Genomic DNA, 26811 nt, shown 5'->3' on the forward strand with positions numbered 1-26811 from the left:
ATGGAAATAGAATATGAGAAAGAAATGGAATGCAATGAACTTGAGCTTAAGGGAACGCAGGCACTCAGAGCTTTATCTTTTGCTGAGCGCTGCGATGAAGAGCGCAATAAACGGATTGCGGACCGGCAACGTGAGAAGGGAAACAATTTCTCTGCCGGATGATACGCCTCTGTTAGAAAAACTGGAAGAAGGAAGGGGATGACTTCAAATGGGAAAAATCACTAAAGAACTGATTGACAGCCTGACCCCGCTGGAAAAGGAATCTGCGGAATGGTGCTACCAAGGATTTCAGCGATGGCTGGACAAAAACAAGAAGAACGAGGAGAAAGACGAGAACTGCGTAACAATAGCGCATATGGTATTCATTACGGCGCATCATTTCCAACCGGGAGAACTGGAAGCATTCAAATCGCTTCATGAGAAGGGGATCATCTGGGACATCATTCCGTATGAAGAAATGGATGAAGAAGATGCCAAAGAATGCAGAAACCTTGGCAACGACGTCCACGAAATTGTTTTGGACGATACGATAGTTGCCGTATACAAACTACTGGCAGAAAACATTTCCGTTGAACAGGTACAGTAAAAAGTTATTGGAAATAACGGAGGTTTGAAGATTTATGCAAAAAGCAAAAATAAAACTTAAAATCGAGGTTTCAAGAGAATTTGAAGATTATGTGGAAGAGCAATACATGGAACAGATTCTGATGCGGGTTGCAAACAGGATAGTCAGTGAAGTAAGATGGCAGATCGAGAATCCGGGCCTGCCTGAGGAAGAACGTTTCGACATCGATAAATTTAACGCTACGATAGAATGCGGCTCCGGCAAACGCGGCACCTTTGCCGGTGCAAGTTTCGGATCAAGGACAACCACAACCGCAAGTTCTTCAAAGACGACTGACAGCGTTTCTATCACACATAGTTCCACAAAACGGATTTCTGGCAGCAGGATGATCCCGGGCAACCGTAATAAGAAATAATCCCTTGTCTTTCCCGATAATAGTCCAACAGGAAACAGGAAAAAAGCGGTCGCAGGCAACAAAACCACGGCCGCTTTCTTTTGGGTAAAGGAAAGGAAAACAGATGAAATTCTTGCTTGAAACCCTATTCGGCTTAGTATTTTTTGCGATTTTCATATGGGCACTGCCTGCCATCATCGGCATTTTTGCTCTGGGTTTGATCCTGTATTTTGTTTTCTCGCTGGCAACCGGTTCTTCCGGTGATTCTGCCGGCAAAAGGCATGACAAAACTTACAGGAACTACAGGACTGATGATGGCAGAGATGAAAATACCGGCAGAACGGATGCACAGTATGAAGCTAAAACCAGAACTGCCGAACAGGCAACACATTACACTAACACCGGCTGCTCAGGTTACCGTCATTATGGCGGCGATAATTATGAAAGCCGTTACAGCAGTTATTACGATGACTGGGACAACGATGATACGCCGCCCGAAGACGATATCCATTTCCGCGGAACAGGAGCTCCTTTCTTATGAACGATAACGGATTCGTGCGAAATGGTTTGCGGTAGCAATGCAAAGTAAAAGATATAAATTAAGAAACGAAAGGAGAAGATAGTAATGAGTTATGTGCCTTTTGTTATTGAACAGGATAGAAACAGTGAGCGTTCCTACGACATTTTCTCGCGGCTTCTGAAAGACAGGATCATTTTCCTGACAGGCCCCATCGTTGACGCGACGGCCAACGTGGTCATCGCACAGATGCTGTTTTTGGAATCGGACAACCCGGACAAGGATATCTTTCTGTATATCAACAGCCCGGGCGGCAGCGTGACGGCAGGCATGGCGATCTATGATACCATGCAGTACATCAAGCCGGATGTCTCCACAATCTGCATCGGGTCTGCAGCCAGCATGGCATCCATCCTGCTGATGGCAGGAGCCAAGGGGAAACGCTTCGCGCTGCCCCATTCCGAGGTGATGCTGCACCAGCCCCTTGGCGGATGCAGCGGCCAGGCTTCGGACATTGCAATCCATGCGAAGAACATCCTGCGCATCCGGGAGGAGATGTATGACGTGATCGTATCCCATACCGGCCAGGAGCGGGAAAAGGTGATCGCGGACACGGACCGTGACAATTACCTGACGGCATGTGAGGCGCTGGAATACGGCATTATCGACACCGTTGTGTCCGAGCGGTAAGAATCATAAGAAGAAAAGGAAAAGGCTCTTTGCGTGCATGGTTCCTGAAGACAAAAGCCATGCACGCATTACATATGTACTGTTTTTACAAATCAAAACAGAACCCTAATCTTCAGTAACTGTTTTCTTTATGATAGGAAAAGCGTTGGCGGGCAGGTGATTCAATGAGATTAACCCTAAAAGACAAATTGGCAAAGGATGCCCTTAATCAGGAAAGATACCGTTATGGCACTGACTTTTTGCAAAATCTTATATTTTGCAATGGCTTTCCCGTGATAGTGAAGGGAAAGTTCGACATTGCAAGCAGAGAGGAAAACAGACTGGTCTTTATGACCATACGGCCTTATAACGAATCAGTAAAAACAATGCCTAAAATATGCAGTGAACTTGTTTTCCCAATAGATTCCTTATGGAAGGCAAGGATTCTGAAAACGGCTGACTATAAAGAACCGTTCTATATCATTGGGCGCATTAAAGTTGTTTACAAAGACGGAAGACCGAAAGGAACAATCGTTCTTGCAGAAGATGTCTTCCAACGTTCAATCCTGACAGAAAGCCAGTTTGCAGACAATTATTCCAAGTTTTGCAGCCGGTGCTATAAATGGCCTGTGCAAGGGGAAGTAAGGCACATCATGCCTCCCGTAGTGAAAAGAATGCATGGCTTTGAAAGCAGGGATAAACGTAAGAAAGAACGGACCTGGAACCGGAAATCGGCTCCATGCTGCAGAAAAAAAACAGAAACGGAAACCCAGGAATTTGTCAACCCGGTTGCCAACCCCATAACGAATAATAGACCTTCAGAACAAGGCATAACCCATGTTGCGAGCATCTTACCGGATAACCGGCTGGAAAGCAAACAAGGGCAATCAACCAAAAAAGCGGCGGAGCCAGGTCGTTCAGAACCTAAGCCTGAAACACAAGAAAAGGCAGCCAATACTCCGGATGTGCGCCAACTGATGAAAGCGCAAGCTGAAGAGCATCATACCCAAACCAATGAAAAGGCCGGTTACAGTAAATTTTTTACGCCGTTGGGTAAAAAGTGGCTTCTGGAATTTGAAACCACTGAAACTACAGTTGAATATGCGGGGTGCACATGCAGCTATCTGGACGGCATTATCTATATAGACAGCCATGCTGAAGAGTGGCAGTTACGGTATTCCACGCTTTTCGAAAGAACTGTGCTGTATCATAAAAATAAAAGAAATTATGCAGTCAATAAAGACAGAGAACCGGTTGATGGCTATCATGTACAATACATTCAGTCGATGCTTAATTTGAACGCGGATGATTTGCATGAATTTCGGAAACCGCAGGACCATGAATTCAGCCTGATCCAGAATATTAAAGGACAGCCTGCGATTAAGGATTATATAGGCTATATATGCCAGCACAGGCAACTGGCAGAAAAACGGCAGGAAATGTTTGGGAAAAAAATTGAATCCATAAATGCATTATTGGCGGACAAAAATGTCAGTTACGCAATCAAACAAAAGAAGAAAAAGGAACTGAGGAAAATATTGAACCATGCAAGTTCTATAGATGTTTTGGAACTGCTGAAACGGTTGGAATCTGTGAAGAAAGATGAAGATTAGCAAAGGAACTGCCAGTTTGCAAGGGATATCTTTTAGCCCAGCCCTCGCAATCAGTTGTTCTCAGTAATCCAATATAATTAAATAAAACTTACATTGATGGAAAGGATGTGCTTCATGCTTATCAGGACTGACTGGAAGAAGGAGCCTGTATTGCAGTTCGGCTTTATGACGATGCAGGCAATGATATCTGAGATAGATAAAGAAACCGGGGGAAAAATGGAACCGACGTATTCCGAATCGGTGTTCTTTGATTATGATGCAGACCCGCAGCTGTATTGGCCGTATGCATTGAAATGGTATAAAAGGGCAGCGTTGCAGAAAGAGCCGCTGGCTGTCGAGATCCTGCGACAAATAGAATGCTTTAAAAGCACGGAACAAAAAGCAACAGAAGGTGATGCGGAAGCGCAGTATTTGCTGTCCGTATATTACCATGACAGTTATGGGACTTACCAAGATTTTGAAAAATGCACGGAATGGCTAAAAAAGGCGGCCATCAACGGGAATGAGGATGCAGTCCGGTCAATAGCGGAATGGAACCGGCTGACAGGCTGCAAGCAAAAATTAAGCGATCCGGATTTCAGTGCGGAACCTGATTTTTATCCGGATGAAGATAACATTTTTCTCGGAGGCCGACACGGATGGGTTGACGAGGAGAACCGTGAATTAGCCCATGTCGATATAATTTGGGAAAAGTTTTACAATCTGGACTTTGACGATACGCTGAGGGCTGCGGAAGCCGGCGATGCGGAAAAACAGTACCAGCTTGCATGGCTGTACGACTGGGGCAAAGGAACGGAGCAGGATACCAAAAAGGCAATCGAATGGTTTGTAAGGTCTGCCTATAACGGCTACGCCCCGGCGCAGACGGAGGTGGGAATACTTTACCATGCCGGGATCATGGTCACAAAATCAAAGCTGGAGGTTTTTTCCGGAAAAGGTTAAGAGCAGGATTTTTATGTACTAAGTACCGAAAATGAAGTATAATACTACCAAGTAACAAATCACGCGTGTAACTAAATGACATAGCTACAGAACTTTTCGGGGTATTGTAATGAAACGGAACTCTTACCAATTATCAAATTCACAAAAACAGGAAAACACAGTAAAATCAAAAATCGGATTCAGTGAACCCAAACTTTACGGAAATCATCCGGATACGATTAATAATCTGCAGGATCGGGTCAATAAGATTATTTCCTGCAGCAAGAACGCCATTTCGTTGTCAAATGCCGGAATGCAGGATAATGCACTGCGATTACAACGAATGGTTTTGGTACGACAAAAAGAGATTTTCGACGAGTATCATCCAAATACAATCATCGCAATGAATAATCTGGCAGTTATATTGTTAAAATCAGGGCAGTACGAAAAGGCTTTGGACTGGCAGCAAAGAGTTTTTAAAAACAGAAGAATTATTCTGGGAGAGAATCATCCGAATACAATTAATGCAAAGAAAAAAATGGCAAACACGATTGTAAGGATGAATCAGAAAGCTATCGAATTATCAAATGCCGAAATGTTTAAAGATGCATTGAAATTACAACAGTCGGTTTATGATAAACAAATTGAACTCTTCGATGAGAATCATCCAAATACGATCATCGCAATGAGTAACCTAGCAGAAATTTTGTTGAAATTAAGACAATATGAAAAGGCCTTAGCGTTGCAGCAAAAGGTTTTTAACAACAGAAAAGCTGTTCTGGGAGAAAAACATCCTCGTACAGTTTTATCTGAAAAAAACATAAAGAATACTTTTGCAACAATGAACTTAGAGGTTACCAAGCTGTCAAATGAGGCAAAGTACGATGAAGCATTAATGTTACAACTTACAATTTTAAATAACGCAAAAAAAATATTTGGGGAAGAACATCCTGAAACGATTTTTGCCAAGTATAACGAAATACTTTTATTAACTCAATTGAAAAAACGTTATAACGAAGCGTTAAAATTATACGAAAGCGACTTAATAAAAGCAGATCCTGCCATAAAATTCCCGCCTTGCCCATTGGTTGATTCAATTAATATTTTTGACTTTTTTTCCGAATGTAAGCAATCGGATATTATAACGGCCTCACCTCGGAAGAGCTTTTTTGTAGACGCAGGACCCGGGACAGGAAAAACTTATACTTTAATCCAAAAGTTAAATTATATGGTTACCCAGGAAGGCGTAGAAGCCGACGGCATACTTGTTTTATGTTTTACTAATGCGGCGGTTGACGAAATAAGATTTCGTCTTAAGCAGTTTGTTGCCAACGGTGCCGACAGAAGCCTTGTTCTTGTTGATGTAAGAACCTTTCATTCATTTGCATGGTGGCTGATCAATGAGGCAAATTCCGAATTGATTGATTCGGGCTGGGATCCTGTTAATATGGCAAGTTTGTATTTTGAAAAGTCTTTGGTATACGCCAAAAAGATATTCGAGTCATTTGGTCAAGAAGTAGTAGCAAGATGGGAATATTTCATTGTTGATGAAATTCAGGACTTGACAAATACCCTGGGTAATTTTGTATTGGAAATTATTAATGCGTGTCTGTCAGTCGGTTGCGGTGTGTCGGTTTTAGGAGATGCATGCCAGGCAATATACGATTATCAGGAGTCACAGTCAAATTCGCTAAAATCAGGCGAATTTTATAAAACATTGTTCCCATCCCATTACAGGTGAGAGAAAGATTGATCACATTGAAATTAATTTGGATTCCATTGCATTATTTGCACGCATTTCTCATTATGGTGATGAACAGGAAGAGCAGGTTAAAGGATTTATTATACATGTAGTGCTGCATGAATTGGCTCATTTGGACCAGGAGGTTGATTTTGGGCAGGACAATAAGACAAAAAACGAGTATCAAAAACGAATGGAAAACGCTAATGAGACATATACCTATAACTGGATTATGAAGCATATGAACGAGCTGGTCAGAAGGTTTGGGCCGTTTCGTCTGGAATTAGCAGCAAATTCCGGCACCTACCGCTATGACAATCGATATGTCTACAAACGTATTAATTCCGTAGCTGATGTGCTGAAATCATTACTTTATTTTTTAAGCAATGTGGATATAGAAAAACTGATTGATAAATTTAATTCTGTATTTATTATGATGATACTGAAACTCAGAAACGGTGCACATTTCAGATGTTTAATACTGGGTAAAAATGATTCACCGGTAAAAATTCGTAAGATACGTGATCTTCTCACATTCTTGGATCAGAATATAATACAGAAAAACCGTGTGTTTACGTCAAAATCTTGGTTGGAATATGATGAAAGTATCGTTCTTAAGTCAGATAATAAGCCTGGTTCCAGAACCTTTCATATCCCATTTCTTGTAATAACTCTGGAAGAAAGTGATGAAGAAGCAAAAACATTTACTATCGAATACAAAAAAGAAAAGGCCTGATTATACTAATGTCATTAAATTAAGCTAAATTGCTGTTTGTTTTAGTGACGGGGATAACAGAGTATTGTTAAAGCAGGTACTTATTGGTATAATATTTATGAGCCTTGATGGTGTGCCGTTAATAGCGGTTGTGAACACACCGTCAGGGTTTCATTTAAAGATAGGACTTGTGCGTGCGTACGCCCCCGGTTTTCCGGTGCGCGTGCGGTACATGGCAGGTTCTATTTTTATTTGCGTTTCACTAGTATTCTGTTATAATGAATGAGGAATATTTCTTTAGCAAGCACGATCGCAGAACCAGTTCCACCTTTGATACTGGTATCTGTCGAAAGCAGACCGCAGGTGGTAACGGTCGATGGGCGGGCGGAGCCATCGTAAAGAATATTCCAAATAATGCTTTAGCATATACGTTCTTTCATCAGAACCAGCAGATTATCACGCGTCAATTTTGTATCAGCCACTAAAAAACCGGCAACTTGTTTATGTGTGCAGAGCGTATAAGCATAGTCTTCTGCATCAGTACCTTTTTCTTTCAGTTCTGCAATATGGACCAGACCATGGCTGAATCTGCCCCATAAAGAGCCTTCTGGCACTTCATAAACGTATAAAACCGATAATTCTTCAGATGGTTCTACAGTAGTACTGCGCATATATTCGATATACTTTATGATTCTGTCCCTGAACATATTCCAAATTTCTTTTCCAGTAACAGTTTCTTTCTTTTTCATTACTTCTATCATTTCATCACGAATGAATGGTATGGCAAGATACGCATTCAGCAATTCTTCCATATCAAATTCCCGTAAACATTCCTGTACTGTTTTCACAATATCCCTTCTTCCGTAAGTTTTTCTTTCAATATTTTCTGGTCTTTCTCTGTAAGAATATCCTTTTTTAGCAGTTCATCCATATATTTTCCTGTAAGGGAGACGATTTCCGGATCTTCTTCGATAATAAGGCTTTGGAGCAGGTATGCTGCAAAGAAGAACACAAAGAAACCGATCGTACCAAATATGACTGTCCATGCTGTACTGTGCTCCATTTCAGGCATGATCCGGCAGAAGATCAGACTCCCGATCAGCGTAGCCCAAAGCACAAACTGAAGCTTTTTCAAAAATACGATATATGCCATTTCCTTCAGATTTTCAGAAGTCATGACATAACCATCCTTTTTGTATTGTTCTACAGCAGGCCTTTTTTTTCATATATACCATACCTGTTGCAGAAAAGAGCAGGCATGCCATGAAAAGAACCATATTGCATTCGAACATTTCAGGATTGGTGCTCACTTTCCATGGGAACGTACCCATGTAAATTATAACAGATATGGTCATAAGCAAAGCCATAACCGCAGTCGCAAACGCATATAAATTGTAACCGATTTTAAACGGGAGATTATCTATATCCCCACGAAATAAAATCAGATATATTGCCATCACTGTTGCAAATTTTTCCATACGTAAATTATCCTCCTTCAATATAGCCTTAACCGTCATCGTTTGATTTTCCGCAACAGATTCAGCACTTCCAGATACATCCAGATTAGGGAAACCATAAACGAAAAGGCAAAATACCACTCAAAGTAAGAAGGGAATCCTTTTGCTGTTAATGAGTCGATATCTGCAAAATCACAGGCAAGATTGGATGCAGCAATGACAATGACTATCAAGGAAATACTAATACCTTTCCATCCCATGTCATGCAGCATGGGTATTTCCATACCAAATCCCATAATCAGTACCAAATCAACAACATATAACAGAGCAATTGCACCTGTAGCCCTAACTACATTATTTCGAAACGCTTCATTTACATTGATCCATTTCCTGCAGTAAGAAAGTGCTGTCAAAAAAGCGAGAATAAAAGTCACAAGTACAGACTGAAGGACAATACCATCGCAGGATGTTTCTTCATGAACAGAGACCTGACCCAGTACAATACCTTCCAATACTGCATATACAGGTGATAGACACATGGAACTTTTTGGGTTCCAGCATATATACAGCCCAGTAATAAATGCTCCAATAATCATCAACAGTATGGATCTGTTGGAAAATGCATATAAACAGGAAATTACTGAAGATACTATCACCAAAGCCAGCAATAATAGGCTTTTCAGGGAGGCTCGTTCTGTTGTTGCAACTTTCTGGTATGATTCTGTAATATTCTTGTTTTTGATCCGTTTCAGTACCGGATTACGTGTTTTATTCGTTTCATTGTCCATTGATAAATTACCTCCATAAATACAAAAAAGATCCCTCTGCCAATAGTAGCAGAGGGTTTGTAGAAATATCAGCTTTCAACATTTTAATAACTTTATTCTTTTTTCAACCTTTTACAGCGCTGCTGTCAGACCTGCCGCCAGACCGCCGCCGGTCAAGGCGCTTTTTTCTTTCTTTTGTACCGTAGCCGTACCGGCAGCAACGGCACACAAATGCCTGCACTTCAGGACAATCCAAGCCAGCTGTTTTGCGAAGCAGGGCAACAGCTTTCGGGTCGTTTTCTTCTTTTGCGTATTTGTATACATAACGCACCAAACCGGAGAGCTTCTCCCGCTGTTCCTCTGTCTGTTCCAATTCCATTCTTGCACCTCCTGTTCCGCACCGGCCGTGCGGCCGGCTTATTTTTTCAATGTTTGCGGTGTTCCCGCACCATTAACAGTATAGACCATCAAGAACAACTTTTTCCCCGGGTGGAGGTTATTTCAAGAATCTGCAGTTCGTGATTTTGCGGAAGCGGGGCATGCTTCCGGTTATCAATCAGAATAAGCCCCTGCCATTAAAGGCAAGGGCTTTCCTTATCGCTTCCTGTCTGACGGGTGCCGCAGGCTATATATAATATCTCGGTCTTTCGCCCTGGCAGACGAGGCCCTTCTTTTCAGCTTCCCTCATCCATTTCTCATAATCGGGAAAGCTTCTTTTTACACCGTCACCCATGTAATAACAGACAGCCAGTGCGAACTGGGCCGGGCCGTTTCCGAGTTCGGCAGCACCGAGGTAGCATTTCACTGCCTCCGTTCTGTCTTTTTCGATCCCATTGCCAACATAATAGCAGTTGCCGAGAGAATAAAGAGCGTCAGCATTGCCTTTTTCGGCAGCATCCTTTATGGTATTGAAAGCTTCCGCATCATTATTCTCACAGACCTTTTTATATAAGTCTTCAAAATTTACATCATTTCCTGCCATAGTAATTTTTCCTCCCTGGTGAATTAATGTTGATTTTTAGGGGTTTTATTCCAGAAATCCGAGATAAAGGCAAGATCATTAGCGGCATCAGGATCGCCAGCCTCAGCAGCTTTGCGAAGCAGCCTCATTCCTTCCATCTCATCGAATTCCACACCGTTGCCGGACATGTAACATCTGCCCAGCCGTCCAATAGCGAACGGCAAGCCTTGTGCGGCAGCTTCACGGTACAGTTCCGCTGCTTTTGTGAAATCCTGTTCCACAACATCGCCATTAAAATAAAAATCACCCAGCAAAGACTTGGCATGCGGTTCTCCCTGTTCTGCAGCTTTTGAGAGCCATTGTAACGCTTTATCTTTATTTTCAACCGTTCCCGTACCTGTAAGGTAACATCTGCCCAGTTCACATTGGGCAAATGCGTCTCCCCGTTCGGCAGCAGTTTCAAACAGTTCAAAAGCCTTTTTCTCGTTTTTTTCAACGCCTATGCCATCCAGATGACAGTCGCCTAAAATACCCATGGCAAAGGTATCGTCGTTATCGGCGGCCTTCTGAATCCATTTTGCCGCTTCTTTTGCATCAGCTTTTACGCCAAAGCCATGATAATAGCACAGACCCAGACAAACCACACACCCAGGTTCTCCCTGTTCTGCAGCTTTACGCATCCATTCGGCGGCTTTTACGAGATCTTTTTTTGCGCCCCTGCCAAAAAAGTAAGCATGACTTAAATCACGCATGGACTCAAGTTTTCCCTGTTCAGCAGATTTCTGAAGCCATTTTAATGCTTCTTTTTCGTCAATCTCAACGCCGTTGCCATAATGGTAACACCTGGCCAGCGACCACTGGGCGTTTTCGTCACCGGCTTCTGCCTTTCTTAAAAGTTCATCAATTTCTTCCTTGCCCAGCAGTCTTTCCATTCTTTCAATCCTGTTATTCACTACAAATACCTCCCTCGGTAATTTAATATAATCAGACCGTTTCTTTACAGGCCATCACAGCAGGACCCGTTGTAAGGAAACAGCCGGAGATTCGGATAACAGCCTTGGAAACCTTTGGAGATTCCAAGGCCGTTTTATTCCGGACGCCGTTTTATCCGCCAAAAGCTGAAAGGAGAGCAGGGTAGAGCGGGAACACGGCGCGAAGTTACTTTTGCAGAACCTTATACTTCAATACCGAAATAGCTGAAGAGGGTAGTCTTTGCCGCATCAATACCGTTATCCGCGGCTTTGTACAGCCATTTCGTCGCCTCAGCCTTGTTTTCTTTTGCGCCGTGCCCGAACAGGTAGCACTTGGCCAGTTCGAACTGGGCCAGCCCGACTTCCTGCTCAGCAGCCTTGCGGAACCATCTGATTGCTTCCCGGATATCCCTTTCAACACCGCACCCGCTCAGAAAGCACATGCCGTAATTATACTGTCCGAAGCCGTCACCCTGTTCCGCAGCCTTACGGAACCATTTCATGGCTTCCGTATTATTTTGGTTCATGTGCTCACCGTTCAGATAGCAGCCTCCCAGTATGTTTTGGGAACTGGCATATCCTTGTTCTGCGGCCTTAAGAAGCCAAGTTACACCTTCAGCTTCATCCTGTTCGGAACCGCGCGCCAAAATACAGAACATCCTTTGCTGCGCTTCGTGATTGCCGTTTTCAGCAGCAGTTTTTATAAAATCAAAGGCTTTCTGGTCCTTATTCAGCAGAAACCTTGCCTGTGCATCAGTGATTTCTTCGACAGTTATACTGCCGGAAGTATTATCCATTATTGTTTCCTCCTCTTAAATAAGAAAAGCATGTTCCCTGTCACCGGCAGGTTGTACAGATCTGCCGGACCGGAAGCAAACCCCCTGACGGACAGGTCCAGGGGGTTCAGTACATAGTTACTCAGGCTGGATATTGAAACGTTTCAGGGTACTTATAAGTATCTCGCAGTCATCGCAATGCTGGGATTTTGCTTTCTCCAGCCATTGCATCGCTTCATCCTTGCTGCCCTGTGCCCGGCCCAGACGGCAAAGATCATTGAAGACCAAATATGCGGCAGGACAGCCGGTTTCGCATGCCGCCCTGACCCATTTGATGGCTTTCTTTTCATTTTCTTTGGGATTTTCTTCATAAAGATCATAAGAATAGCACTGGGCAAGATAAAGCATGGCTTCGGGATTTTCCTGCGCCGCAGCTTTTTCAAACCAGCTTACAGCCTTACCCATATCCTTATCCGCATCTACGCCAAGATAATAGAATTTCCCCAAAGCAAACTGGGCCATCCCAAAATTTTGTTCTGCAGCCTTATTGACCCACTTGAGTCCTTCTTCCACGTCTTTTTTCACGCCGAGACCTTCAAGGTACGAAATGCCCACAGAAAACTGTGCCTCTGCGTCACCCTGTTTCGCCTTTTCGCAGAGGGTAAAAACCGGGTCTTCTACATCCAGTATTTTTTTCATGGCAACATTCTCCTTTGACTCTTATTTAATACAACACACTCATGAACTCAAACGTGATCTTGCAGTAACGGGATCTTCGCCCGTCTCGTCACAATAATATACAGAAGTATCTTTGTCACTGCTTTCGCCTCCTTCCTGCGCAGGACTGACGGATCCGGTCACGAAGCCATACGGGGCATGCATATTGCGGTCCGTCATCTGTTTATATGATAAGCCGTCAAAAATGTAATCTTCCTTCCGTGGTGGTTTTTAAAAAAAGAAGTCCCGGTTATTTCTGTCAATCCCGGGACAGCTGCGATTTTGTGTTTATTTTTCAATTAAATTATTGCCATATCTCAGGCTTGGTTTTGCCATATCAGAACATGTAAATATATTTTTATTGGGAATGTTGCACTGTTTATTAAATTCAATTTAATTTCCCGGCTTTTATCGCGTTCCCGGACGTTATTACGGTTTATAACAAAACCGGTACTGACAGGATTCTTCACATACAGGACATGGTGCGTAAAAGGGCAGGGCCGGTCTGAAGGAATAAGTATGGTCACACATCCTGTATCAAGGAAAGGAGCCCGTTCTCCAGCTTTTTGACCTGACTTGACTCGCTGATGTTAGTCCTGCACCAGAGGGCGAAATGCTCACAGTTGTTGCCCACAAGGTCATACTGCCGTTCCCCCAGCCGCTGATAGGCTCGTTCCACGGTCTCCTTTTTGGTAAACAGGTGATACCCCCTGATCCTGCAATGTTTGGGGAATTTGCAGATAAAATACTGCCCGGCCCCGTCCAAAAACTGTTCCATGGACGTTTTATGAATCGAAATATCATCACCGAAATCCCCGTCCCGGTTAGAGTAGTGGATGACTTCGCCGTTCCCGGCATAAACACCGTAATGCCGGTACAGGTTAAAGTTCCTTTCCACAAAAATCACATCTCCGGGACGGATCTGTTTCTCCGGTTCCGTTTCCTGCGGTATGGTTTCCTCCGTATCATCATCCAAAAATAATGCCGCAGCCAGTAAAATCAAAAGCTTTAAAATTATAATCACCCTCCTTAATGAAAGTAATAAGCCCCGGCCTTTACGGCCGGAACTTTCTAAGTTCCTATGTTCCTTTATACAAGGGGCCAGCAATTGTCTGGGCCATAACTATAATATCTTTTTAAAAAAGCGGAATTATACAACAGGTCTGCCCTGAACAGCTTTCCTGAACTTCAGGATCACTGTTGCCGGACCGGAAAACCGCAGATCAGCTTTTTTCAGGTTACGGGAAACAACATAAAAATAAAGGTATGTACAGGACATACCCTGAACCAAAAAGAACAATTAGGGAGGAATGTGTTATGAGCCGGACTATAGACAAACTGTTAATTACCGTAGTGGAGGCGGCATACTATCTGCACTACAGCACGCAGTACGTTTACAATCTGCTGAAAGAAGGAAAACTTCGTTACAAAAAGAAGGGGAGGGATTACCTGATCTTTTCCGAAGACGTTGAAAATTATGCGAAGTCTACGCTTCTCAGGAAAAGACCGGGATAACTGTCTGCTCCCCGCAGGCATTTTTGCGGAATTTATGATAATGCCGGAAGGTCCGTTTTAATAATTGTTTTATGATGCAACATATTTAGTAAAAACCCGGAAGGAGGTAAGATAATCATGTTTAGTGAATACGGGGATATTTTAAGTGTCGAAGACGTGATGGAGATATTGAACATTGGGAAAAATGCTGCCTACAGACTATTCCGGGACAAAGCAATACGGTGTTTCCGTATCAACGGCAGATGGAAGATCCCAAAGCAGTCCCTTATGGAATATGTGGAAGAACAGCGCAGAGCCTGAACAAACTATCCAAACCTACAGGGCAGGAAGTGTCCTGCTTTAAAACCATTGCGGTCAATCTCTCGACGAGGCTTTGCCTTATGGGGCACGCCTTCGTCCGCCCGAAACCGACCGCAATGGTTTATGCATCCGGCAGGTCTGTCAGGCACCCGGGCCAACGGACCCGAACGAAAACGGCCTATATCAAATCAACGCGAGAATAATATAAAGATAAAGCAGGATACCGGGTTGTCTTACAGGTATCGTAATACCGGCCGGGAACCGATCAAAAAACTACGCATCAACAAAACTAAAAAAGGCCAGCCCGGTAAAGGGCTGGCCGGCATTGTCCTGTTATGAATTCCGCATGTATTCTTCGATAAGCTCCATCTGGTAACGGTCACTGTAAATCTGCAGTCCCGCCTTGTAAAGCAAAAGCGATGCGTTTTTGCTGACAGGAAAGCTGTTTTCGCCGTACTCAAAGCAGTAGGCAAGTTCCGATGCGAAGTCAGCGGCGCCGCTTCCTGATGAGACTGCGGAATAATTTCCTGCGTAATAAAACCAGACGGTGTTGAACAGCAGTTCCGTTTCGGAATTGTCTTTCCCGTATGTCGCTTCCGCCAGCGAAGAGTAAATATCGGCATCCTTGCCCCTGATCGCATTGTTGATCTCCCTGATTACCCACGCGGCAGGATGGCCGAGGTTTGCAAGGTGCGAGATGCGCCTGTCGGACGGCCTGAAGGGGTTAAAGCGAAGTCCCATGAAATCTTTGTCAATCATTCCGGTGTACATACATTTTCCTCCTTTGTCGGATCCTACGTATTACAAGCCATACGGCTTTAAACAAAGCGTCCTTCTGCCGTATGACAGCTTTGTATCCATAGTATCAGATGTAAGACACGGAATTCGCCGCGAGGATGTTTTTTCCAAAAGTGCAATACTACAGAGTATTACAAAATAATAAGCCGGCATCATTGATGCCGGCCGGATTTTAAATTTTACATTTCATGTGTTACATAAAGTACTTAGTATAAATCATCGCATCGTGAGCCAGCTTGTTGGAAACCTTGATGCTTTTTGGGAAGTTGTCTTCACCGGTCGCAAACGCATTTGCCAGCATCATCAGGAAATCCCCAATGTCGTCCCACTGTGAAAACGTTCTTTCCCTGCCTGAGAAGTTATACCAAATTTCTTTAAAAAACTCTTCATTTCCATATTCATCGCCGAAATCCTTTTCGGCCTTGATTATAACGGCAAGGATGTTGACCTGGTTCCCGTTCATGGCCTGATAAATTGCGTCCACAACGCAGGAAACGGGATCGCCCATAGCAGCAAGGCAATTGACCACGCTGATATATTCATGGGAGGAATTGCGTTGCGTTTTATCCAGCAGCTCTTCTTTTGTTTTCTTGTTCATAGTAAAAACTCCTTTATAAAATATTTGCCGGTGCCGGCATCTGCATAAATTGTAATACATTCGTATCACACAATTCTTTTTAGGGAGTTTTTTGAAAGAACAAAATCAAAAAAGTAATACAGTAATTAAAATTCATTGCGCAGAAGCATACAGAACCTGACCCACTGTAATACAGCGGGAAAACAACAAAAAAAGCCAGTGCGTTTCAGCACTGGCCTAGACTGCAACTACGCGATAATACCGCTCCAACTGACAGAACGTCTTACGTCTTTCATAATTACGCAGGACAGTTCTTTGTGTACCGGAAAACCGTTGGACCCTTCAAACAGGGATTTTGCCAGTTTGTAAAGGAATTCACTTACAAAAGTAAAATCGGTAAATTCATTGTCCTGCCCTGTAAAGTAAAACCAAACCTGATTATACAGCGTCCCGTCACCGTATACGTTATCCACATCATCAAGTGCCTTGAACACCGCATTCATAATGTCTGTGTTGTTACCATTCATTGCATCAATGATCGCTTTGATTACTTTCGCCGCGGGATGTCCCGCACCTGCAAGGGTCTCGATCACTTCATCGGTCTGACCGGTGTGGCTCCGGTCTGTTTTTACAAAAATTTCCTCATACATCAGGTCTTCCATAAAAATCCCTCCCATAAACACTGTTATTACGCAGTAACCTGCGTTGAAGTAATATTATCATCACCACAGTCCCATGTTCGGCATAAGGAGTTTTTTTGAAAAAGCCACCAAAAAACGCAAAAAGAAAGTGCCGGCACATCCGGCACACCCCGCACAGTCAAACACAAAAAAGAAGGCCGGCGCACAATGCGCCGGCCCGGCATAATAACTAAAACAGCTTTCCCGCCGACTGGTAAAGCAGCTTCGCGGTTCTTTTGTTGACCGGGAAATCATCCGATCCGCTGTCAAATGCTTCGGCCAGACTTCCAAGAAAAACCCAGGGATCATGGCCCAACAGGAAAACCGCTTCCTTTCCGGAGTAATACCGCCAGATATCCTGAAAAAGTACTGATTCATCACCGGCGTAATCTGCATCGCGTAACACAGAGACTAACGAACAGAGAATGTCTTTATAACCGCCCCGCAAAACTGCGTTAAGATCGGTTATCACCTTGGCCGCCGGGTATCCTGATCTTGCCAGTTGCTCGATGACAGCATCCGGATACTTTACCGGGTCATACTTCGCTTGTCTGAACATTTCCTTCATTTCCAACTGATTCATTTTTTCCTCCTTCGGATCAAACCTGCTGTTTTCCAGCTGATACTAGACTATCAGCATCACGGACGGGTTTTCCTTTGACGGAGGTTTTTTTAAAGCACAGCAAATATGACAAAATACAGTACCCGGCACATTTGACACAGCCAGCACAAATGGTATAATAACCATAAACAATTAATAAATATACAACAGCCAAAAGAGCAGATTCCGGCAAAAAAATGAATATGGCAGTAAAACCGTCGTACCGGAACCGGTACTTTTTTTTCATAAAAATCAGCCGGATTTATACCTGTGTGTTTGAATTTAGAATTAATTACATATCTGCAGGAAGCCGCGTTTTAACTAGGTTTAAACACGTTTTTAAGGGCAAAAAAAACTGCCCGGGATAGCTTGGGGTGGAAGAGGTCGCTAGTTCAAATCTAGTCGCTCCGACCAATTAAAAAAAGACGGGAATCCGCACAGTGAGCGGGTTCCCGAATTTTTTATATTTAACTGCAATTTACACAATTCTCTTTGATTATATCTAATAGATATAACTCGTCCCAAAATCGTCCCAATTTGGTAAAAATAATGCTTTATAATTTCGTCTAACTGCAAGGAATTTTAAACAGTTAAAAATTTCTAATTAGTCTATGCGGAATAGCTCGTTCAAAATTATTAATTAACATTTATTTAGGGCAGGTTGTCTTGATAATTTACTGATTAATGATAAAATAATACTACAGATTATTGATAAAATAATAACGATAATAATTAAGTTGATGTGTCGTAAAAGATTGGGGTGAAAAGGAATGGTTGTTTTGCATTTTTCAAAACAAAGCAGAACAGAAGCTAACTATACCCTCTTGCCCCTGTGCGGCGGCAGTCGCTTTCGTGTTGCCGCGCCTGCTGAAACCATACACACGATGTACCTGTCGGGTAAAGGGACAACGATGTCCTTTCGCCTGACTTTTTATTTTGGATTAATTGGTGCTGTTGTGTTTCATCGAAGGTTGTGCAACAGCAGAGCAAAAGATAAAATAAAAAATGAAATAGATTCTGGAGGCGCAACATGAACCGAATTTACAAAGTAATCTGGAGTAAAACGAAACATTGTTACGTGGTAGTGAGCGAACTGGCGAAACGGCACGCCAAGGGCGGAAACGCGGGCGGTTGCCGCATGATGACGGTCCGAGTTCTGAGCACGCTGCTGTTGGGCGCGTACCTGGTGGGCGGCTACAGCTTGCCCTCGGCGTGGGCGGACGGTGAGTCGCAAGACGTAGGCACACGGACTGAGGGAATTACACGCACATCAACAGATGCAACGAATCCGGTAATTTACACCACAAAAATAGAAAATAGCCTTACCGTAACAAGTGATGGTAAAGTGCAATGGGGTAACGGTACGCAAGCACTGGGCGATTATTCCACGGCGTTTGGTAATAATACAACAACGGCAGCGGTGACGTCGTTAAAATATAGGGATCCTTATAATAATGACTGGACGGAAGCGAAGATTATCACTAAAAATTCTGACACAGGTCTTAAATATGTAATTGTTGAGGCTGCCGATCCTAACAAAGAACTATATTTTTCCTATTTCGACACCGAAGAAGCGGCAATGAATGAGATTGCGCGTGAAGGCAAGATCACTGGCGGGTATGGCGCGACTGCTTTCGGTCTGCAGTCGGAAGCGAAAGGCTCACATTCTACCGCCTTTGGCGTTCAAACGGTAGCCGAAGGGACCGGCGCTACCGCGTGGGGTCGCTATGCGAAAGCTACAGGCGATTATTCCACTGCCTGGGGATTCAACACAGAAGCAATTAATGATAAATCCACAGCTTTTGGTGATAACACTATAGCCGGCGGCAAAATCGCTACCGCCTGGGGTAATAAAACAGCAGCCGGAGGCAGGACTTCCACCGCTTTCGGTAGTGAGACAGTAGCGCTGACAGAAGGTGCTACCGCCTGGGGCAACAATACGAAAGCCGGCAAGTGGACATATGCAGGTCACGATGTTTTTATTAAAAAAGAAGGAGATGGACGTTACCACATTATAGATGAATACGGTAATTCGGGTAGTAATGGGTTACCTGGTCAAACTTTTGTAAGCTATGATGCAGCTTATGAGTATATATCATCGCAGGGAACGGTGAAGGGCGTCTATGCAACCGCCTGGGGTAACGGCACGAAAGCCGAAGGCGATTATTCCACTGCCTTTGGTAATTATACAAAAACGGCGGCGGTGACATCGATTGAATATAACGGGATTGTTAAAAAAGTAAATGAAGAAAAATATGCAATTGTTGATGCTAACAATCCTGACGTAATACTATCTAATGGGTATTTCGATACCGAAGAAGAGGCAACGAAAGAGCTTAGGCTTAACGCCACGATCACCGGCGGGTATGGTGCGACGGCTTTCGGTCTGTACTCGGAGGCAAATGGCGCACATTCCACCGCTTTTGGCGTTGGAACAACAGCCAGAGGAACCGGCGCGACGGCTTTTGGTTTCAAAACCATTGCCAACGGCGATAACTCCACGGCGTTCGGTTCTGGTACTAGAGCCAGCGGCGCTAACTCCACGGCGTTCGGTTCTGGTACTACAGCCAGTGACATGAATGCCACGGCTTTTGGTTCCAGGACCATTGCCAGCAGCGATAACTCCACGGCCTTTGGTGCTGGTACTACAGCCAAAGGTGAAAGCTCCACGGCGTTTGGTTCTGGTACTACAGCCAGCGGTGTATACTCGACGGCGTTCGGTGAAGGTACTTTAGCCGACGGCTCCCACTCCACGGCATGGGGAGATTATACCCAAGCACTTAGTCATAAATCCACAGCTTTCGGTGATCATACTACAGCCGGCCACGATAATGCTACCGCCTGGGGTTACGAAACAACAGCCGGAGACAGGACTACCACGGCCTTCGGCGATAATACAGCAGCGCTGATGGAAGGCGCTACCGCCTGGGGCCACAATACGAAAGCCGGCAAGTGGACGGTTAAAGATGATACGGGTAAAGTCCACGATCTGATTATTGAAACATATACTGATCATAATCCTACTGGAGATTCCATAAGGTACGCGGTTAAATATGCTGAAAATAAAGGTACAGATGACGTGTTCATTGGAGGACAGAATAGTTATACTGATGCTTATGAGGCGTTAAAAGGGCGTGCGTCAACAGACCCGTACGTAACGATGCAGGGTAACTATGCCACCGCCTGGGGCAACGGAACAGAAGCCGAAGGCGATTATTCCACCGCTTTTGGTAATTATACAAAAACAGCGGCGGTGACGTCGTTTAAATATTACGGGACGGAAGCGAAGGTCGTTTCTGAAGTAGTTGTGGTTAAGGACGCAAACGGCAATCCGGTAATGATAACAGATCCGGGCAATCCGGAATCTGGTGAAACGATACCTGCAACTGAATTAAAATATACAATTGTTAACGCTGATAATCCAGAAATAAAGCTATCAGGCACTTATTTCGATTCCGAAGATGCGGCAATGAACGAGATTGTGCAAAACGGCACGATCACCGGCGGGTATGGGGCGACGGCTTTCGGTTTGCTCTCGGAAGCGAAGGGCGCGCACTCCACCGCTTTTGGCGTTGGAACGACAGCTGAAGGAATCGGTGCTACTGCGTGGGGCAACGGAGCGCAAGCCACAGGCGATTATTCTACGGCGTTCGGTAACGGTTCTGTTGCGAATGCATCCAATTCCCTGGCAGCGTTGGGCGGTACGACAGCAGAAGATGCGGTGAACTCGCTGGCGGTGGGGTTAGGCGCACAGACAACACTGCCTGACTCAATTGCTTTAGGCAGTGGTGCTGTCGCAGACCGGGCGAAGTATGATGGGACGGACAATAAATATACGGCATATTTGGGCGATGAGACAGGCGAAACAAAAACTGGTTCTGCATGGAGAGCTACCGCAAACGCCATTGCAATCGGTGATATTGACACCACTGACGATACAAAATCAGTCACCCGCCAGATCATCGGCGTGGCTGCAGGTACCGAAGACACCGACGCAGTGAACGTGGCGCAGTTGAAAGCAGCTACGTTTGACATGCAGGGGATTACGCGAACCGAAACGGGTATACCCGGCGAGGCTGGCTATGTAGCTACCACAACTATTGAAAACAACCTTTCTGTTTCCAGTGACGGAAAAGTAAAATGGGGCAACGGAACAAAAGCCGAAGGCGATTACTCCACAGCTGGGGGTTACAATACAAAGGCAATGGGCAAAAACGCTACAGCGTTTGGCAATTATACACAGGCCAACGGTTATAATTCCACAGCGTTTGGGAACGCTGCAAAGGCCAACGGTCAGTATACCACAGCGTTTGGCAGCACTACACAGGCCAACGGTCAGTATGCTACAGCGTTTGGCAATTATACAGAGGCCAACGGTTATAATTCCACAGCGTTTGGCAATTATACACAGGCCAACGGTCAGGATGCTACGGCGTTTGGATACCGTTCGATTGCTGCTGGTGATCATTCTACGGCGTTCGGCAGCTACACACAGGCAGGTAAGCTGACGTATAAAAAAGAAAATGGCAGTGAAACTGAAGCGAAAATTGTAGAGTATACTACTGCCGCGGGAGATAGAAAATACAAGATTGTTTCTAAGGATGGAAATGATGATTTATCAGATAATGGTGGAGCAGGTTTCTACTATTACGATGTTCTTCGCGATAGCAACCTGACTAAGCAAGGGGATTATTCTACCGCATTTGGCAGCAGCACAGAGGCGCTCGGTGATTTTTCCACGGCGTTTGGCAGCAACACACAGGCTCTTGGCGATTATTCTACGGCGTTTGGCAGCAGCACAGAGGCCAACGGTCAGTTTGCTACAGCGTTTGGCAGCAGCACAGAGGCAAGCGGTCCGTCTAGCACGGCGTTTGGCAGCACTACACAGGCCAACGGTCTGTATTCTACGGCGTTTGGCAGCACTACACAGGCCAACGGTCACTATGCTACGGCGTTCGGCAGCCACACACAGGCAGGTAAGCTGACGTATAAAAAAGATGGCAGTGAAACTGAAGCGAAAATTGTAGAGTATACTACTGATGCAGGAAATAGAAGATACAAGATTGTTGACCTGTGGAATGAAAATGATGTTTTATCAGATAATAATGGAGCAGGTTTCAACATGTATGAATCTGCTTTTCTTGATAATAACCTGACTAGGCAGGGGGATTATTCTACCGCATTCGGCAGCAGCACGATAGCACTCGGCGATTACTCCACAGCTTGGGGGTTTAGCGCACAAGCAAATGGCAATTATTCAACGGCGTTCGGTAACGGTTCCGTTGCAAATGCATACAATTCCCTGGCAGCGTTGGGCGGCACGACGGGTGAAAAGGCAACAAATTCAGTAGCAATTGGCACAGGTGCAACGGTAGGCGGAGCATATGTTTCCGGAAATACAGAAACAGAAGGCACTAACGCGTTTGCATTTGGAAATGGCGCACAGGCAACTCTTTCTGATTCAGTCGCTTTGGGCAGCGGAGCAGTTGCAAACCGGGCAAAATATAATGCGTCGAACAATGCGTATAAGGCATATTTGAATGAGGATGATAATAATCAAAAAACTGATCCTGCATGGCGTGCAACGCATAACGCCATTGCGGTAGGCGCGTCTGCAACTGACAGCGACACAGCAACTGTTACCCGTCAAATCACCGGTGTGGCAGCAGGCACATATGATACCGACGCTGTGAACGTGGCGCAGTTGAAAGCGGCAACGTTTAATATGCAGGGAATTACGCGCACTCGCAGCGGGAATGATAATGATGGTTATACCTATACCACGACAATAGAAGACAAGCTTTCTGTTTCAAGCAACGGTGCGTTCAGTATTTCCGGCGATAAATTTACCGTAGATTCGGATGGCGCCATCAGTGCAGCAGGTGGAATCAGTGCAGCAAAAGGTGCTGGTGGTTATAATTTCACTGTGGATTCTAGTGACGGATCAATCAGGACAAACGGTAATATTTCTGCGGTAGGCGCCATCAGTGCTGACAATATCACAGTAGCTGAAGGTACGTATAGTTACATCAGTGCAGGTACCGATGTAGCAGGGAGCCTGGTATCGTTAGATAATGCGGTGAAAGCGAATGCAGGTACGATTCAAGGAATTACACGTAGTGGAGATGCAACAGACGGATATACCACAACAATAGAAGGTAAACTTTCTGTTTCAAGCAATGGGGCGTTTAGTATTTCCGGTGATAAATTCACCGTAGATTCTGACGGCGCCATCAGCGCAGCCGGCGGTAAATTCGTTGTTGGCGCAGAGGGTACATTAAGTGCAGGTGCGACAACGGTTAGCGGCTTGACGGTAGGAACAAAGGAAAGAACTACAGAACTGACTACAGAAGGGGTAGTTGCAGACGGAGATGCAGGTGCAGGCTATGTAACCGGCAGTACGGTAGCTACAGCATTAGCAGGTAAGGCAGACGTTGCAACCACGTTGGCAGGTTACGGCATCACGGATGCTGCCAAGATTGACGGCTCTAATGTAACGACACCTGCAACTTGGGGAACAAAGCTGGGAACGGGTGCTATTGACCTTAATAATGGTGAGCTGGTAACCGGCGGCACGGTGCATGCGGTGACAAGTGCACTGGATACGAGAATAACGGCAAATACAACTGCACTTGAAAACAAAGCAGGCGTAGATCTTGCCAATATTTCTGATGCTGGCAAAACGGCAGTACGGAGTCTGATTCAACTGGAGCAGGGTGATAATGTTACCGTTGCTAAAACAACATCAGAGTCAGGCGTTGATACCTATAGAATCAGTGCAGTGGCAGGAAGCGGCAGCGGGTTATATAACTCTGGTGAAGGCATCAGTATTACCGGTACAGAAATCAATGTAAATGCAGGCGAAGACTTTACCTTTGATTCAAATAAACTGCAATTGAAAAAGGATGGAGTTATAGCTGACGGTAACACAGGCGTTATAACCGGCGGCAAAGTGTACAGTGCGTTAAGTGCATACGCTAAGAGCGACGGAGCAACACTGACCAACACGACGATTAGTTCCGGTAATATCGCGGACGAGGTTAAGCTTGTTGGGACAGATTCCACGATTACCGTTGGAACTTTGAAAGCGAGCGTAACTGCTAACACAAGTGATATCAGTACATTGAAATCTACAGTCAGCGGGCATACGGATTCGATTAGTGCATTGGATGAAACGGTAAACAAACCCGAAACAGGGTTGGTCGCGAGGGTAGATAAAAATACGAGTGCGATTGGCGACGCTAGCAGCGGTTTGACAAAAGCTGTTGCAGACAATGCAACTGCGATTGCAGGCAAAGCAGATAAGGCAACCACGTTAACAGGCTATGGTATTACAGACGCCTACACGATTATGGCGGCAGATGAAAAGTTTGCTCAGAAGGCAACGACACTTACCGGTTACGGCATTACCGATGCTTATACAAAGACGGCTGCAGATGAAAAATTCGCTCAAAAAGCGACGACTCTGTCCGGTTATGGCATTACGGATGCATATACGAAGACCGCCGCAGACAATAAGTTTGCGCAGAAAGCGGCGACACTGTCCGGATACGGCATTACGGATGCAGCTATGGTGGACGCTTCCAACATTGACGCGGCAGTCTGGGGGACGAAGTTAGGCACGGGTGCGGTAGCGAGCGGTAATGCGGGTCTTGTGACCGGCGGAACGGTATACACGGAAGTACGTCCCGCCAACGGCACGTATGTAAAGAAAGCGAATACGACAGCCGCGAACCTGTCTGCGCTGGACACTCAGGTAAAAGCAAACGCGGATGCAATAGCGGATAAGGCAGATGCAAGTGTGGTTTCTGAATTGACTGACATGGTCGGTGCCAATGAAAAGGCGATTGAGAAGAATGCAACAAATATTGCCGCCAACAAGACGGCGATTGACAAGAACGCCAATGATATTTCTTCGTTGGGAACAAGGGTAACGGCTAATGAAACCGCGCTGGCAAAGAAGGCGGACAAGGCAAACACGTTGAAGGGTTACGGCATTGAAGACGCCTATACGAAGGAGGATACGGACACGCTGTTGAACAAAAAGGCGGACAAGACGGAACTGGCAGAGGTAAAAGCGACTGCGGACAGTAACAAGGCTGCGTTGGATGCGCTGGGTGATGTGCAGGAACTGGCAAAAGACGCTGAAGCAGTCAGGAAAATTGCAGATGATGTGGAAACGGTCGTGAAAGAGCAGGACGGCGTGGTCGCTGAGGAAGGACAGAAGAATGCGGACGAACTGGTGAAAGGTTCCACCGTGTATGATTACCTGAACAAAGGCAAAGACGGTGACGGAAAGCTTGTTCTTGGTACAGATAGCAAGAGCATAAGCATTGGCAAGGACAGCGAAGCTACAGAGGATAATTCCATTGCTATCGGTACGGGTATTAAAGTTCATGGCAAACGCAGTGGCGCGATAGGCGATCCGGGCGATGTGTTCGGCGATGACAGCTATGTAATTGGCAATAATCCCAACGTAAACGGAAATGGTACCTTTGTAGTTGGCAATAATGCGAATGTAACCGGTGATACTAATTTTGTGCTGGGGCATAATGCCAATGTTACTGGCAAGAACAACATTGTATTAGGAAATGACGTAACCGTTGAAAATGTGGATGACGCGATTGTGATAGGCAATGGTTCCACTGCGGAAGCAGGTGCTGTTTCCGTGGGTTCCAAAGATGGTGAGCGGCAGATCAAACATGTGGCCCCCGGCGAGGATGATACCGATGCAGCAACTGTCGGTCAGGTACGGGAAGTTAACCAGGCTGCTTACAACAATGCTGTCAACCTGAGTAACAGCATTAACAAACTGGACAGCCGTATCAGCAAGGTGGGCGCCGGTGCGGCAGCGCTGGCAGCATTGCATCCCATTGATACGGACGACAAGTTCACCATGGGTCTGGGCTACGGCAATTACCGGAGCGCTAACGCCATGGCGATGGGAATGTTCTACCGCCCGACTGAAAAGATGATGATCAGCGTCGGCGGTGCCTTTGGCAATGGCGAGAATATGGTCAATGCAGGCATATCCATTGCATTGGATAAGAACAAAGGTTTTGGCACAAGTAAGGCAGTCATGGCGAAGAATATCAAGGCGCTGTCGGCAGAAAACGCGGCCATCAAGGAAGAGAATGCGGACATGCGGAAGCAACTGAACGCTCAGGATGCTAAGTTGACAACCCAGGAAGCGGAAATCCAGGCATTGAAAGCGGCATTAGCCCGTCTGGAAGCGAAGATTGGAAAATGACGCCGGTCAGTTTATTTGAAATTCTACCGTGATAAAATTTCACTTGGGGTGGAAGATGTCGCCAGTTCAGATCTAGTCACTCCGACCAATTAAAATAGTATCGGGAATCCGCACAGTGAACGGGTTCCCGATTTTTTTATTTTTAACGGCAATTTGCACAGTTTGGCTCAGTTACATCTATAAGATATAGCGCGCCCCAAATTTGGAAAATTGGTGCTTTTTTAATTTGTCTGATAGCGAGAAGTTTTGAACAGTTAAAAATTCGTATTTAACGGACAAAACGTTATGACCCCGCCTGCCATACAG

28 protein-coding genes are annotated in these 26811 nt (G+C 45.0%); 13 read left to right on the forward strand and 15 right to left on the reverse strand.

Translation table 11 applies throughout. The annotated features are described in order from the left end of the window. From BM159_RS11910 to BM159_RS02730, 9 genes are all read left to right on the forward strand, one after another. The gene (locus BM159_RS11910) at positions 1-162 is read left to right on the forward strand and encodes a hypothetical protein (RefSeq protein ID WP_177205870.1); all 162 of its coding nucleotides are present in this window, start codon (positions 1-3) and stop codon (positions 160-162) included. A 46-nt stretch (positions 163-208) separates the two neighbouring features. Further along, positions 209-586: a hypothetical protein gene (locus BM159_RS02695; RefSeq protein WP_093912726.1), complete on the forward strand. Its 378-nt coding sequence runs from the start codon at positions 209-211 to the stop codon at positions 584-586. Positions 587-620: 34 nt separating this feature from the next. Then, on the forward strand, positions 621-980 hold the full coding sequence (locus BM159_RS02700) for a hypothetical protein (protein ID WP_093912727.1): 360 nt from the start codon (positions 621-623) through the stop codon (positions 978-980). Between the two features lie 112 nt (positions 981-1092). After that, positions 1093-1500, forward strand: a complete 408-nt coding sequence (locus tag BM159_RS02705; RefSeq protein ID WP_177205871.1) for a hypothetical protein — start codon at positions 1093-1095, stop codon at positions 1498-1500. 84 nt (positions 1501-1584) lie between these two features. Further along, positions 1585-2166 carry an ATP-dependent Clp endopeptidase proteolytic subunit ClpP gene (gene clpP, locus BM159_RS02710; RefSeq protein ID WP_177205872.1) on the forward strand — a complete coding sequence of 194 codons (582 nt, stop codon included), beginning with the start codon at positions 1585-1587 and terminating at the stop codon, positions 2164-2166. 164 nt (positions 2167-2330) lie between these two features. Then, positions 2331-3758 (forward strand): hypothetical protein, encoded by a 1428-nt coding sequence (locus tag BM159_RS02715; RefSeq protein ID WP_093912730.1) that lies wholly within the window; start codon positions 2331-2333, stop codon positions 3756-3758. A 114-nt stretch (positions 3759-3872) separates the two neighbouring features. Next, positions 3873-4700: a tetratricopeptide repeat protein gene (locus BM159_RS02720; protein ID WP_177205873.1), complete on the forward strand. Its 828-nt coding sequence runs from the start codon at positions 3873-3875 to the stop codon at positions 4698-4700. Positions 4701-4809: 109 nt separating this feature from the next. Next, on the forward strand, positions 4810-6420 hold the full coding sequence (locus BM159_RS02725) for a tetratricopeptide repeat protein (protein ID WP_093912732.1): 1611 nt from the start codon (positions 4810-4812) through the stop codon (positions 6418-6420). Positions 6421-6448: 28 nt separating this feature from the next. Continuing rightward, on the forward strand, positions 6449-7156 hold the full coding sequence (locus tag BM159_RS02730; RefSeq protein ID WP_093912733.1) for a hypothetical protein: 708 nt from the start codon (positions 6449-6451) through the stop codon (positions 7154-7156). A gap of 398 nt (positions 7157-7554) precedes the next feature. Here the strand turns inward: BM159_RS02730 and BM159_RS02735 are convergent, their stop codons facing one another. From BM159_RS02735 to BM159_RS02780, 10 genes are all read right to left on the reverse strand, one after another. After that, positions 7555-7983 carry a hypothetical protein gene (locus BM159_RS02735; RefSeq protein WP_093912734.1) on the reverse strand — a complete coding sequence of 143 codons (429 nt, stop codon included), beginning with the start codon at positions 7981-7983 and terminating at the stop codon, positions 7555-7557. Continuing rightward, a complete protein-coding gene (locus tag BM159_RS02740; RefSeq protein WP_093912735.1) occupies positions 7980-8312 on the reverse strand; it encodes a hypothetical protein in 333 nt (110 codons plus the stop codon). The genes BM159_RS02735 and BM159_RS02740 overlap by 4 nt, the downstream gene beginning before the upstream one ends. Continuing rightward, positions 8302-8613: a hypothetical protein gene (locus BM159_RS02745; RefSeq protein ID WP_143089381.1), complete on the reverse strand. Its 312-nt coding sequence runs from the start codon at positions 8611-8613 to the stop codon at positions 8302-8304. The genes BM159_RS02740 and BM159_RS02745 overlap by 11 nt, the downstream gene beginning before the upstream one ends. 35 nt (positions 8614-8648) lie before the next feature. After that, the gene (locus BM159_RS02750) at positions 8649-9380 is read right to left on the reverse strand and encodes a Bax inhibitor-1/YccA family protein (RefSeq protein WP_093912737.1); all 732 of its coding nucleotides are present in this window, start codon (positions 9378-9380) and stop codon (positions 8649-8651) included. Positions 9381-9483: 103 nt separating this feature from the next. Further along, positions 9484-9738 carry a hypothetical protein gene (locus BM159_RS02755; protein WP_093912738.1) on the reverse strand — a complete coding sequence of 85 codons (255 nt, stop codon included), beginning with the start codon at positions 9736-9738 and terminating at the stop codon, positions 9484-9486. 246 nt (positions 9739-9984) lie between these two features. Further along, a complete protein-coding gene (locus BM159_RS02760; protein WP_093912739.1) occupies positions 9985-10341 on the reverse strand; it encodes a tetratricopeptide repeat protein in 357 nt (118 codons plus the stop codon). Between the two features lie 23 nt (positions 10342-10364). Further along, a complete protein-coding gene (locus BM159_RS02765) occupies positions 10365-11273 on the reverse strand; it encodes a tetratricopeptide repeat protein (RefSeq protein ID WP_093912740.1) in 909 nt (302 codons plus the stop codon). A 221-nt stretch (positions 11274-11494) separates the two neighbouring features. Then, positions 11495-12088, reverse strand: a complete 594-nt coding sequence (locus tag BM159_RS02770; protein ID WP_093912741.1) for a tetratricopeptide repeat protein — start codon at positions 12086-12088, stop codon at positions 11495-11497. Between the two features lie 117 nt (positions 12089-12205). After that, positions 12206-12766 carry a tetratricopeptide repeat protein gene (locus BM159_RS02775; RefSeq protein ID WP_093912742.1) on the reverse strand — a complete coding sequence of 187 codons (561 nt, stop codon included), beginning with the start codon at positions 12764-12766 and terminating at the stop codon, positions 12206-12208. A 541-nt stretch (positions 12767-13307) separates the two neighbouring features. Then, positions 13308-13808, reverse strand: a complete 501-nt coding sequence (locus BM159_RS02780; RefSeq protein ID WP_177205874.1) for a lecithin retinol acyltransferase family protein — start codon at positions 13806-13808, stop codon at positions 13308-13310. Positions 13809-14101: 293 nt separating this feature from the next. Between BM159_RS02780 and BM159_RS11915 the strand changes: the two genes are divergently transcribed. Both BM159_RS11915 and BM159_RS02790 read left to right on the forward strand, forming a co-directional pair. After that, positions 14102-14299: a helix-turn-helix domain-containing protein gene (locus tag BM159_RS11915; RefSeq protein WP_177205875.1), complete on the forward strand. Its 198-nt coding sequence runs from the start codon at positions 14102-14104 to the stop codon at positions 14297-14299. 117 nt (positions 14300-14416) lie between these two features. Next, a complete protein-coding gene (locus BM159_RS02790; protein ID WP_093912745.1) occupies positions 14417-14599 on the forward strand; it encodes a helix-turn-helix domain-containing protein in 183 nt (60 codons plus the stop codon). A 333-nt stretch (positions 14600-14932) separates the two neighbouring features. On the opposite strand, the gene BM159_RS02795 is transcribed toward BM159_RS02790, so the two are convergent. From BM159_RS02795 to BM159_RS11920, 5 genes are all read right to left on the reverse strand, one after another. Further along, the gene (locus BM159_RS02795) at positions 14933-15370 is read right to left on the reverse strand and encodes a hypothetical protein (RefSeq protein WP_093912746.1); all 438 of its coding nucleotides are present in this window, start codon (positions 15368-15370) and stop codon (positions 14933-14935) included. Between the two features lie 220 nt (positions 15371-15590). Continuing rightward, complete coding sequence (locus BM159_RS02800; RefSeq protein ID WP_093912747.1) at positions 15591-15995, reverse strand: hypothetical protein; 405 nt, start codon at positions 15993-15995, stop codon at positions 15591-15593. A gap of 227 nt (positions 15996-16222) precedes the next feature. Then, positions 16223-16636 carry a hypothetical protein gene (locus BM159_RS02805; RefSeq protein WP_093912748.1) on the reverse strand — a complete coding sequence of 138 codons (414 nt, stop codon included), beginning with the start codon at positions 16634-16636 and terminating at the stop codon, positions 16223-16225. Positions 16637-16844: 208 nt separating this feature from the next. Continuing rightward, a complete protein-coding gene (locus tag BM159_RS02810; RefSeq protein WP_093912749.1) occupies positions 16845-17237 on the reverse strand; it encodes a hypothetical protein in 393 nt (130 codons plus the stop codon). Positions 17238-17253: 16 nt separating this feature from the next. Beyond that, positions 17254-17502 carry a hypothetical protein gene (locus tag BM159_RS11920; RefSeq protein WP_177205876.1) on the reverse strand — a complete coding sequence of 83 codons (249 nt, stop codon included), beginning with the start codon at positions 17500-17502 and terminating at the stop codon, positions 17254-17256. A 523-nt stretch (positions 17503-18025) separates the two neighbouring features. Here BM159_RS11920 and BM159_RS11805 point away from each other — a divergent pair. Together BM159_RS11805 and BM159_RS02815 are read left to right on the forward strand one after the other, a co-directional pair. Further along, positions 18026-18289, forward strand: a complete 264-nt coding sequence (locus tag BM159_RS11805) for a hypothetical protein (protein ID WP_143089382.1) — start codon at positions 18026-18028, stop codon at positions 18287-18289. Continuing rightward, positions 18286-26505: an ESPR-type extended signal peptide-containing protein gene (locus tag BM159_RS02815; protein ID WP_093912750.1), complete on the forward strand. Its 8220-nt coding sequence runs from the start codon at positions 18286-18288 to the stop codon at positions 26503-26505. The genes BM159_RS11805 and BM159_RS02815 overlap by 4 nt, the downstream gene beginning before the upstream one ends. Positions 26506-26811 lie beyond the last annotated feature (306 nt).

The sequence above is a fragment of the Succiniclasticum ruminis DSM 9236 genome, from assembly GCF_900112895.1.
Classification (GTDB): domain Bacteria; phylum Bacillota; class Negativicutes; order Acidaminococcales; family Acidaminococcaceae; genus Succiniclasticum; species Succiniclasticum ruminis.